Source organism: Variovorax sp. KK3, assembly GCF_001984055.1.
Taxonomy (GTDB): domain Bacteria; phylum Pseudomonadota; class Gammaproteobacteria; order Burkholderiales; family Burkholderiaceae_C; genus Variovorax.
On the sequence record NZ_LYVO01000083.1, the window covers coordinates 18,925 to 29,701 of the forward strand.

Below are 10,777 nucleotides of genomic sequence, written 5' to 3' on the forward strand. Positions count from 1 at the left end.
GCACCATGCGCAAGAAGGTCCTGGTCTTCCGCGAGCTGCCCGAAGACCAGCTGGCACGCCTGCAGGCCGCACACGATGTCACGGTGGCCAACCCGCGCGTCGCGGCGCAGCGGCCGGCCTTCGATGCGGCGCTGGCCGAAGCGCAAGGCCTCATCGGCTCCAGTTTTCCGGTGGACGACGCGCTGCTGGCGCGCGCGCCGAAGCTCGAGGTGATCTCCAGCGTTTCGGTCGGCGTCGACAACTATGCCTTGGCCGCGTTGCACGAGCGCGGCATCCTGCTGTGCCACACGCCGGGCGTGCTCGACGAGACGGTGGCCGATACCGTCTTCGCATTGCTGATGGCCACGAGCCGCCGCGTGGTCGAGCTGTCGAACCTCGTGCGCGTGGGCCATTGGAACAAGAACATCGGCGAAGACCTGTTCGGCTTCGACGTGCACGGCAAGACATTGGGCCTGCTGGGCTTCGGCCGCATCGGCCAGGCCATCGCGCGGCGTGCGGCGCTGGGCTTCGGCATGCCGGTGCTCTACCACGCGCGGCGTCCGGTCGACCTGGCCGCGCAGGCGCCCGAATTGCAGGGCCATGCGGCGCATACGCCGCTCGACGAACTGCTGGCGCGTGCCGACATCGTGGTCGCGATGCTGCCACTGTCGGACAGCACCCGCGGCATGATCGACGCGAGCGTGTTCGCGCGCATGAAGCCGGGCGCAATCTTCATCAACGGTGGGCGCGGCGCCACCGTGCAGGAACCGGCGCTGCTGGCGGCGCTCGACCACGGCACGCTGCGTGCCGCCGGGCTCGACGTGTTCGCCACCGAGCCGCTGCCGAACGATTCGCCGCTGCGCACCCATGCGCGCGTGACCCCGCTGCCGCACATCGGCTCGGCCACGCACGAGACGCGCCACGCCATGGCCGAACTGGCCACCACCAATCTGCTGAAGGCGCTCGCCGGCGAGCGGCCGTCGGCCGTCTACGACACCGCGTTCGCATGAGCAGGAAGCCGGCCAAGGCCACCATCGGCGACGTGGCGCGCGAAGCCGGCGTCTCCAAGGCCACCGTCTCGCGTTTCCTCAACCACCGCGAGCGCCTCCTGAGCGACGACATCGCCGCGCGCGTCGAGGCGGCCGTGACCAAGCTCGCCTACACGCCCAGCCCGATGGCGCAGGCCCTGAGCCGAGGCCGCTCGCGGCTCATCGGCCTGATCGTGGCCGACATCACCAACCCCTATTCGGTGGCCGTGCTGCGCGGTGCCGAGAAGGCCTGCCAGGAGGCCGGCTACCTGGTGATGCTGTTCAACCTGGGCAACGACGCCGAGCGCGAGCACGAGGCCATCGACGCGCTGGCCGGCTACCAGGTCGACGGCTTCATCCTCAACACCCTCGGCCGCGGCGCCGGGCTGGTCGATGCCGATGCATTGCACGGCAAGCCGGCCGTGTTGGTCGACCGCCGCCATGCCGGCATGCACACCGACTTCGTCTCGCTGGACAACGCCGCCGCGATGAAGGCCGCCTGTGCGCATCTGGTGGAAGGCGGCCATCGCGAACTGCTCTACATCACCGAGCCGCTGAAGGGCGTGAGTTCGCGGCGCGAGCGCACCGCGGCTTTCGGCGAGTGCATCGCCGCGCACCAGCCGCGCGTAGCCGGCACGGTGTTCGAAAGCGCAAGCGACGACGTCGACGCACTCGACGATGCGCTGCGCTCGCTGCGCAAACGCGCGAAGCGGGGCCGGCGCGCGGCGGTGCTGGCCGGCAACGCGGTCGTCACCTTGCGCGTGGCTTCGGCCATGGCGCGCCTGGGCTGGCAGTTCGGCGTCGAACTGGGTTTCGTCGGCTTCGACGATCCCGAGTGGGCGCCGCTGATCGGGCCGGGCCTGAGCACCATCGCGCAGCCCACCGACGCGATCGGCCGCACGGCGGCCACTTGTCTCATCGAGCGGCTGCAAGGGCTGGAGGCGCCACCGAGGCAGTTGCTGCTGCCAGGGGCCTTGATGGTGCGGGGATCGTCGGTCGTGGCGTAGTCTTTTGCCGGGGAGGGAGCGCATGCCGCCCGGTGCCGGCAACTCCAAGCCGCGATTACGCCCTGGCGAATACCGACCTCCACCTGCAACGCGGCCTGACGATGGGCCTGTCGCATGGTCGCCGGTGTGCGCCGCCTTGCCTCTAGCGGCTGCAATCAGGAAAACATCCGGTCGTCGAACGTGAAGGGATTGCGTTCGACCGTCAGCATGATGGACGAGAACGACGGATGGTCCGGGTTGAGCACTAGATTGCTTTCGGAAGGCTCGACCGCCGAGGGAACCCACAGCCCCAATGAGCGGTTCGCGTTGCGCCACGCGCTCCCGATCGACTGCGTGAGCGACTCCCGGTCGATCCAGTCGGACGGCAGGTCGACGAGCGTCCGGACGTCCTCTAGAACCGCCAGGTCCGGAAGATCGAGTCGCAACAGGGCAATGTTCAGGGGCTTGACGCCATTGCAATGCACCCGCTTCTCGAGTTGGCAGATGGCCCGGCTCTGGCCTGCGTAGACGACGGGCCGCCCGATGGGTGGCATCGAATGCCAACGACCCGGCGCCAGCGTTGAGCCCCAGGCGAGCTGATCGAGCCGCAAGGCCTTGGTTGTTCCGATACGCCAGACCGATAGCGTCAAACAACGCCCCCGTGCTCGATCGCGTTGAGGATGGCGCGCACTTTCTCGCCGCCGAACTCGTTGGTCGCGTACTCGGCAGGCGATTTGCCGTCGAGCAGAGGGTGGGGCTTTGTCATCCAAAGCGGCCCCTCGTCACCGAAAACCTCGGCGGCGCGAACCAGCAGGTCCGCTTGCCGAAACATTCGCTCCGTGACCACAGGTTCGAGGTTCTTCTCCGAATGGGCGCGTGACAACATCGAGGCATTGAGGCAAAGGGCGATCTGTAGGTCCTTCTTGCGTGGCAGCTTTGAAGCCTTGAACCATTCGTCCACGGCGCCCGCCGGCATGCTCGCGGAAGCGTAGTGCGATGCCTTGTCCCGATCGAGCCGGCAGGAGTCGGCAATGCGATCGAAGAAGTGATCCTGGGCGCGCGACCTGCTCCCCGATGTGTCGAGGAACTGCAGGAAAACGCGGTCGAATGCACGTGCCATCTTGCATGCGGGCGTAGGAGGGGGGCGTGCGGGTGTCATGCAGAGAACTTAACATACTTGCAAATGCAACATATGGGCATTGCAAATGAGATGAGGCGAACTTGATCCAAGACTTTGCGCATGAGGTTCCTCGTTCTGCATTGTTAGCGCCACGGAAACCCACAACTTCCCCGCGCCGTCTTGGACGCAGCCGGCGCCGCGCTCAGACTCGGACCCTGTCGCAACGAGCCCGGGCAAGCCGCTTGGCCGGGCTCTTCTGTTTTCCGGAAGAACCAGTTCATGAACGCTCCCTGCACCACCTGCGAAGCCACCGCAGAGACCGCGCTCGCGGCGCCGCCCGGGCTCGCGTCTGCGCCTGGTCGCAATGCCGAGGCCTCGCGTGCCACCTGGCTCGGCGTGGGCTCGATCGCCGTCGGCACCTTCGCCATGGTCACGACGGAGTTCCTGCCCATCGGGCTCCTGACCGACATCGCAACCGGCCTGAAGGTGTCCGACGGCACGGCCGGGTTGATGGTCACCATCCCCGGCGTGCTGGCCGCTTTTGCCGGCCCGGCCTTGATCGTGGCCGCCGGCCGGCTCGACCGGCGCACGGTGATGATCGCGCTCAGCGCGTTGCTGGTCGCATCCAATCTGCTGGCCGCCCTGGCGCCCGACTTCGCGACGATGCTGGTGGCACGTGTGCTGCTGGGCCTGTGCATCGGCGGCTTCTGGACCTTCGCGCCCGGCGCCGGCACGCAGCTGGTGCCGCCGGCCCAGCAGGCGCGCGCCATGTCGATCGTGCTGGCCGGCATCTCGGGCGCCACCGTGTTCGGCGTGCCGCTGAGCGCCTTCCTCGGCACCCTGGCCGGTTGGCGAGCCGCCTTCGCCGTCACCGGCGTGCTGGCTGCCGTGGTGCTGATCATGCAGCTCTGGCTGCTGCCGCCGATGCCGCCGGCACGCGCGATCAAGCCGCGCGACCTGTTGACGCCGCTCACGCGCCGCATGGCGCAGGTCGGCCTGCTGGCGGTGCTGTTCCTGATCGCGGGGCACTTCGCGGCCTACACCTACCTCAAGCCGCTGCTGCAGCAGAACTTCGGCCTCGGGCCCGATGCGGTGACCACGCTGCTGCTGGTCTACGGCGCGACCGGCTTCGTCGGCACCTTCTTCGGCGGCAGCCTGGTCGCGCGCAGCGTGCGGCTTGCGGCGCTGACGGCCGCGCTGATGCTGGCCGGCGCGCTCGTGCTCGCCACGCTGATCGGCGGTGGCATCGCGGGCGGCGCTGCGGTGGTCGTGGTGTGGGGCGTGGCCTTCGGCCTGATCCCCGTGGCGTTGACCGGCTGGATGATGCAGGCCGTGCCCGATGCGCAGGAAGCGGGGCAGGCGCTGCTGGTGAGCGGCTTCCAGGTCGCCATCGCGAGCGGCTCGCTGATCGGCGGACTCGTGGTGGATGGCTCCGGCATCTCCAGCACCATGCTCGTCAGCGCGGCACTGGTGATGGTGGCCGCGGCGGTGATCGGCACGCTGGGCCGGCCGCGGCGTGTGGCCACTGCCCTCGAAGCGGCGCCCGAGGGCTCGCGCCCCTGAGCCGGCGCTGAGGCGTCCCCGAGCCGTCCCTGCGATCGCGCGGCGCTTACTCGACTTCGGCGATCAGTTCGATCTCGACGCAGGCGCCGAACGGAATCTGCGCCACGCCGAAGGCGCTGCGTGCATGCGCACCCTTCTCAGGGCCGAACACCTCGGCGAAGAATTCGCTGGCGCCGTTGGTCACCAGGTGCTGCTCGGTGAAGGTGGGCGTGGAGTTGACGAGGCTCATCACCTTGACGATGCGCTTGACCTTGTTCAAGTCGCCCGTGGCGGCCTTCAGCGTGCCGAGCAGGTCGATGGCGATGGCGCGCGCGGCCTGCTTGCCTTCTTCGGTGCCGAGACCGGCGCCGAGCTGGCCGATCCAGGGCTTGCCGTCCTTCTTCGCGATGTGGCCGGACAGGAAGACCAGCTTGCCGGTCTGCACGAAGGGCACGTAGGCGGCGGCGGGAGTCGAGACGGGCGGCAGCGTGATGCCGAGGCTCTTGAGTTTGTCGTCGATGTTCATGATGGATCCTTGTCCGGGTCTTGGGATGGCGATTGTGGCTGCGTCTGCACCTGACCTTGTGTCTGCGTTTGCGTCTGAGTCTGTGCCTGGCCTTGCGCTTGGGTCTGCACCTGATCGCGGGCCGCCTGCGCCGCCTCGTCCCGCAGTTCTTCCAGCGGCTGCACGGTGACGCGCACGTCCAGCGTGTGGCGCGCGCCGCCGTGCAGCACGCCGCGCATCGGCGACACGTCGGCGTAGTCGCGGCCGATGGCGAGCGCCACGTAGTCCTCGCCGGGCTGGCGGCCGTTGGTCGGATCGAACTCGGCCCAGTCGCCCGGCCCGTCCTTGCCCGGGATGTAGACCGACACCCAGGCATGCGAGGCATCGGCGCCGATCAGCCTCGGCTGGCCGGGCGGCGGCTGCGTCAGCAGATAGCCGCTGACGTAGCGCGCCGGCAGGCCCAGCGTGCGTAGGCAGGCGATCATGATGTGCGCGAAGTCCTGGCACACGCCGTGGCGTTGTTCGAGCGCCTCGACGGCCGGCGTGCTGATGTCGGTGCTGCCGCTGTCGTAGCGAAAGTCGGCATGCATGCGCAGCGTGAGGTCCATGGCCGCATCGAAGAGCGCGCGTCCGGGCGTGAAGCTGGGCCGCGCATAGGCGGCGAACTCGTCGCGCCGGGGCACGTAGCGCGAAGGAAAGACGAACTCGGCCGCGGGGTCGAAGGCCACGTCCTTGGCATAGCGGAAGCGGTCGCGCACGGCTTCCCAGGGCAGTTCGCGCGATGCGGCCGCCGAAAGCACGGGCGGGCCGGTCTCGACCACGCTCTCGGCCGTGACCACCAGCTCGTCGTGCGTCGAGTCGAGCGCGAAGAAGGCGCGTCCGTTGCCGTAGATGTCGGGCGATTCGCTGCGCTGTGCGGGCGTGGGGCTGACCGTAATCGAGTGGCTCACCAGGCGCTGCGACTCGGTGCCCAGCGGCTTCAGATGCGCCAGGTGCTGGGCCGTCTCGACCGGCGGCGAGTAGGCGTAGCGCGTTTCGTGGGTGACGTGCAGCAGCATGATGATGAAACCGGTGAAGAGCGGATGACCAGCCGATGAAGAGCCCTCAGGCTCCAACCGAGCGCAGCGATTCGGAGGTCAGTGTGAAGTAGCGAATGCCGATCGCGTCCGACACATGGTAGGCCGCCGTTTCGCAAGTTTCGAGCAACTGCATCAACGCCGCATAGCCCGCGTCCGGGCCGGCGTCGCACAGGTGCTCCAGCGTCCAGGTGGCCGGGTCGGGCAGTTCGTGCGACAGCGCGGTCAGCTTGCCGGGCGCGCTGCCCGCCAGCCGCGCGATGCGCCCGCGCAGCGTCTGCGTGACCCAGGCCAGCGAGCGCGGGTTGTCGCCGTCGAGCACCAGCAGGTCGACCATGGTCGCGACGTCGCGGCGCTGCTGGTAGCGCGCGTGGAAGGTGATGGTGCTGTCGAACAGCGCGATCATGGCCTCGAAGCCGCTCACGTCGTGCACCGAGCCGATGCGGAAGCCGGCCGTCAGCGCGCCCGACAGGAAAGCCAGGCGCTCGATGTGCCGGCCGATCGACAGCAGCCGCCAGGCATCGTCGCGCGTCATGCGGTCGGTCTGCGCACCGGTCATGGCCGACAGCGCCGTGCTGGTCGATTCGAGCATGCGCAGCGCGGCGGCACTGGCGTAGCCGAAGGCGGCTACGCCAGTGCCGCCGCGCTCGGCGGCCTGCTCGGTGCTGCGGCGGATGAACTCGGCCTCGGCCCGGACGATCTGGTTCCAGTGGTCGGGCGACAGCCGCTCGCGCACCGCGGCAGCGGACTGGCGCACGCAGCGCAGGCTGTAGCCCACGCTGCCGCCGTCGTCGATGTCGGCCAGCTCCGCGATGAGCGCGCGCTCGAACACGCGCCGCGAACGCGGCAGGCTGGGCACTTCGCGCGGCACCAGCGCGTTGCGCAGCGCCATGTCGTGCAGCCAGGTCAGGAGGGCGGGCGAGGACAGGTCTTCGCCGCCCAGCAGGTCGAGCGTGAGACGCGCCAGGCGCACCGCGTTTTCGGCGCGCTCGGTGTAGCGGCCCAGCCAGTACATGTTCTCGGCCGCGCGGCTCGTCACCGGCGCGCGGTGCCGCGCCAGCGAGGCGGGCGTGGCATGCGACTGCAGCAGCGTGGTGCGGTCGACCTCGCCGTCGGTCTGCACCCACACGTCGGCGCTGCTGCCGCCGCGCTGCATCGACGCGATCTGCGCATCGGCGCCGGCGAGTCGCGCCAGGCCGCCGGGCAGCACACGCCAGGACTGCGGCCCGTCGCTGACCGCGAACACGCGCAGCAGTACCGAGCGCGGCGTGATGTGGCCGGGGCCGCGGTCTTGCGTCCAGGTCGGCATCTGCGAGATCGGCAGGTAGCCCTGCACCGTGTATTCGTCGCCCTCGCGCACGATGCGGCCGGCCCATTCGTCGAGCTCGCGCCGGCCCATGCGGCTGCCGAGCACGGTTTCGAAGGCGGCGTGGCCGTCGTCGCCGGTGTAGGTCGGCTTGATGGTGCAGCCGTTGAGCTGCGGCAGCACGGCTTCCATGGCGGCGCGCTCGCCGCACCACCAGGTGGGCAGCGCCGGCAGCAGCAGCTTTTCGCCGAGCAGGCGCCTCGACAGCGCCGGCATGAATCCCAGCAAGGCCGGCGATTCGAGCCAGGCCGAGCCCGGCATGTTGGCCACCAGCACGTTGCCTGCGCGCACCGCCTGCAGCAGGCCCGGCACGCCAAGGGTGGAGTCCGGGCGCAGTTCCAGCGGGTCGAGGAACTGGTCGTCGAGCCGCTTGATGAGCCCGTGCACCGGCCGCAGGCCCTGCAGCGTCTTGAGGTACAGGCGCTGGTCGCGCACGGTGAGGTCGTTGCCTTCGACCAGCGCGATGCCGAGGTAGCGCGCCAGGTAGGCGTGCTCGAAGTACGTTTCGTTGTAGGGGCCGGGCGTCAGCAGGACGATGTGCGGCGGCTGGCCGGCCGGGCACATCTGCTGCAGCCCTTCCATCATCGCGTGGTAGGTGGCGGCCAGGCGCTGCACGTGCAGCGCCTCGAAGGCCTGCGGGAACTGGCGCGCGATGGCCAGGCGGTTCTCGAGCAGGTAGCCCAGGCCCGAAGGTGCCTGCGTGCGCTGCGACAGCACCCACCAGTTGCCGTCGGGCCCGCGTGCGAGGTCCATCGCGGCGATGTGCAGCCAGGTGTCGCCCGGCGGCCGCACGCCGTGCATGGGGCGCAGGTAGCCCGGGTTGCCGCGCACCAGCGCCGGCGGCAAGAGGCCTTCTTCCACCATCTGCCGCGGGCCGTAGGCGTCGGCCATCATGCGGTTGAGCAGGCGCGCGCGCTGCAGCACGCCGGCCTCGATCTTGGCCCAGCTCTCGGGCGGCACGATCAGCGGAAACAGGTCGAGCGACCAGGGCCGTTGCGGCCCATCGTTGTCGGCGTAGACGTTGTAGGTGACGCCGTTGTCGCGGATCTGGCGCTGCAGGCTCACGGCGCGGCGCGGCAGGTCGGCGAAGCCCTCTGTGCCGAGATGCTCGAAGAAGTCAGCCCAGTGCGGCGCGGCCGGGGCGCGCTCGTCCGCAGGCGCTTCGGCGGGCGTGGGCGCCGGTGCGGAGGCGTCGTGCAGCGGCGCGGGCTGCGATGGCACGCCCAGGCGCGGCACGCCGGTCGGTGCCGGGGTGCCGATGCCGCGCAGCTCGTCGAAATGGCCGGGGGCCGCAGGCGGCGCCAGCGACGAGGCCACCTCGGCGGGCGACTCGAGCGACTGGGCGTCGAAAAGGGATTCGTTCAGGGGGTCCACGTTGCGCCCATTCTCACACCGTGCACCGCGTGCGCCGACGCCCGATCAGCGCCGCAGGTCCAGCGTGAACGGAAACTCCCGGCTGCCCGCGATCTCGATGCTGGCCGGCGGCGTGCGCAGCAGGCCCGGCGTGTGGCCCATGCGCGAGAAGCGCGCCATGCGCCGGCTCTCGGCCTCGTATGCGTTGACCGGGAAGGTGTCGTAGTTGCGGCCGCCCGGGTGCGACACGAAGTACTGGCAGCCGCCGAGCGAACGCTTCATCCAGGTGTCGACGATGTCGAAGGTCAGCGGCGCATGCACGCTGATGCTCGGGTGCAGCGCCGACGGCGGGTTCCAGGCCTTGTAGCGCACGCCGGCCACGAACTCGCCGGCCGTGCCGGTGGGCTGCAGCGGCAGTACCTGGCCGTTGACGGTGACGACGTAGCGGCTTTCGTTGAGGCCGGTCACCCGCACCTCGACGCGCTCCAGCGACGAATCGACGTAGCGCACGGTGCCGCCGGGCGCGCCTTCCTCGCCCATCACGTGCCAGGGCTCCAGCGCGTTGCGCAGCGACAGCTCCACGCCCATGGCCTGCACCTGCCCGACCAGCGGGAAGCGGAACTCGAAGTGCGGCGCGAACCAGGCCGCGTCGAAGGCGAAGCCGGCCTGCCGCATCTCTTCGATCACGTCGTCGAAGTCCATCTTCACGAACGTGGGTAGCAGGAAGCGGTCGTGCAGCTCGGTGCCCCAGCGGGTGACGGGCGCGCGGTAGGGCGCGTCCCAGAAGCGCGCGACCAGCGCACGCAGCAGCAGCTGCTGCACGATGCTCATGCGCGCATGCGGTGGCATCTCGAAGGCGCGCAGCTCCAGCAGGCCCAGGCGGCCCGTGGTGGAGTCGGGCGAGTAGAGCTTGTCGATGCAGAACTCGCTGCGGTGCGTGTTGCCGGTGACGTCGATCAGGATGTTGCGCAGCGTGCGGTCGACCAGCCAGGGCGGCATGTCCTCGCCATGGACTTCGCGGTTGCGTGCGATCTGGGCCAGCGCGATCTCCAGCTCGTAGACCTGGTCGTTGCGCGCCTCGTCCACGCGCGGCGCCTGGCTGGTCGGGCCGATGAACATGCCCGAGAACAGGTAGCTCAGCGACGGGTGGTTGTGCCAGTAGAGCAGCAGGCTGGCCAGCAGCTCGGGCCGGCGCAGGAAGGGGCTGTCGCCCGGCGTGGCGCCGCCCAGCACGAAGTGGTTGCCGCCGCCGGTGCCGGTGTGGCGGCCGTCGGTCATGAATTTCTCGGCCGACAGGCGCGTCAGGAAGGCCGCGTCGTAAAGGAACTCGGTGTGGTCAACCAGCTCGGCCCAGTTGTGGGCCGGGTGGATGTTGACCTCGATCACGCCGGGGTCGGGCGTGACCTGCAGCATCTTCAGGCGCGGGTCGCGCGGCGGCGGGTAGCCTTCGATCACGATCTTCAGGTCGAGCTCTTCGGCGCTCGCTTCGACGGCGGCGAGCAGGTCGATGTAGTCCTCCAGACGCGCCAGCGGCGGCATGAAGACATAGAGCACGCCCGAAGATTGGCCCAGCTTCTCGGCCGCCGGCCCGTTGGCGCGGCGCGGATCGCGCACCTCCACGCACAGCGCGGTGCGCGTGACCCAGTGGGCCGACTCGCCACGCTGCGGATGCTTGACGCTGACCGACTCGACGGCGGCATGGGCCCGCGCCGCAGCCGCATTGCCATGCACGGCCTGGAAGCGCAGCGCGGACGGCGACTGCTGCGGCACGCCGAATTCGTAAGGCACCTCGGCCAGGTCGGGGCGCCCGCCAGGGCCGCCC

9 protein-coding genes are annotated in these 10,777 nt (G+C 69.8%); 3 read left to right on the forward strand and 6 right to left on the reverse strand.

Annotated features, from left to right (window positions below; genetic code table 11):
* Positions 1-5: 5 nt before the first annotated feature.
* Both B0W80_RS28500 and B0W80_RS28505 read left to right on the forward strand, forming a co-directional pair.
* A complete protein-coding gene (locus B0W80_RS28500) occupies positions 6-989 on the forward strand; it encodes a D-glycerate dehydrogenase (protein WP_179107043.1) in 984 nt (327 codons plus the stop codon).
* Complete coding sequence (locus B0W80_RS28505) at positions 986-2,014, forward strand: LacI family DNA-binding transcriptional regulator (protein WP_077002526.1); 1,029 nt, start codon at positions 986-988, stop codon at positions 2,012-2,014. Before B0W80_RS28500 ends, B0W80_RS28505 begins: the two co-directional genes overlap by 4 nt.
* Before the next feature lie 155 nt (positions 2,015-2,169).
* On the opposite strand, the gene B0W80_RS28510 is transcribed toward B0W80_RS28505, so the two are convergent.
* Together B0W80_RS28510 and B0W80_RS28515 are read right to left on the reverse strand one after the other, a co-directional pair.
* Positions 2,170-2,643: an RES family NAD+ phosphorylase gene (locus tag B0W80_RS28510; protein WP_077002527.1), complete on the reverse strand. Its 474-nt coding sequence runs from the start codon at positions 2,641-2,643 to the stop codon at positions 2,170-2,172.
* A complete protein-coding gene (locus B0W80_RS28515; protein ID WP_077002528.1) occupies positions 2,640-3,113 on the reverse strand; it encodes an antitoxin Xre/MbcA/ParS toxin-binding domain-containing protein in 474 nt (157 codons plus the stop codon). The genes B0W80_RS28510 and B0W80_RS28515 overlap by 4 nt, the downstream gene beginning before the upstream one ends.
* A gap of 279 nt (positions 3,114-3,392) precedes the next feature.
* On the opposite strand from B0W80_RS28515, the gene B0W80_RS28520 reads away from it, so the two are divergent.
* Positions 3,393-4,676, forward strand: a complete 1,284-nt coding sequence (locus tag B0W80_RS28520) for an MFS transporter (RefSeq protein ID WP_077002529.1) — start codon at positions 3,393-3,395, stop codon at positions 4,674-4,676.
* Positions 4,677-4,722: 46 nt separating this feature from the next.
* Here B0W80_RS28520 and B0W80_RS28525 read toward each other — a convergent pair whose 3' ends face one another.
* The 4 genes from B0W80_RS28525 to B0W80_RS28540 form a co-directional block, all read right to left on the reverse strand.
* Entirely contained in the window at positions 4,723-5,181 is a 459-nt protein-coding gene (locus B0W80_RS28525) for a RidA family protein (RefSeq protein ID WP_077002530.1), read from the reverse strand.
* Positions 5,178-6,218 (reverse strand): transglutaminase family protein, encoded by a 1,041-nt coding sequence (locus B0W80_RS28530; protein WP_077002534.1) that lies wholly within the window; start codon positions 6,216-6,218, stop codon positions 5,178-5,180. The genes B0W80_RS28525 and B0W80_RS28530 overlap by 4 nt, the downstream gene beginning before the upstream one ends.
* A 46-nt stretch (positions 6,219-6,264) precedes the next feature.
* Positions 6,265-8,976, reverse strand: a complete 2,712-nt coding sequence (locus B0W80_RS28535; RefSeq protein ID WP_077002531.1) for a circularly permuted type 2 ATP-grasp protein — start codon at positions 8,974-8,976, stop codon at positions 6,265-6,267.
* Between the two features lie 45 nt (positions 8,977-9,021).
* Positions 9,022-10,777 (reverse strand): transglutaminase family protein (locus B0W80_RS28540; RefSeq protein ID WP_179107045.1); only part of this gene is annotated, 1,756 nt, incomplete at its 5' end.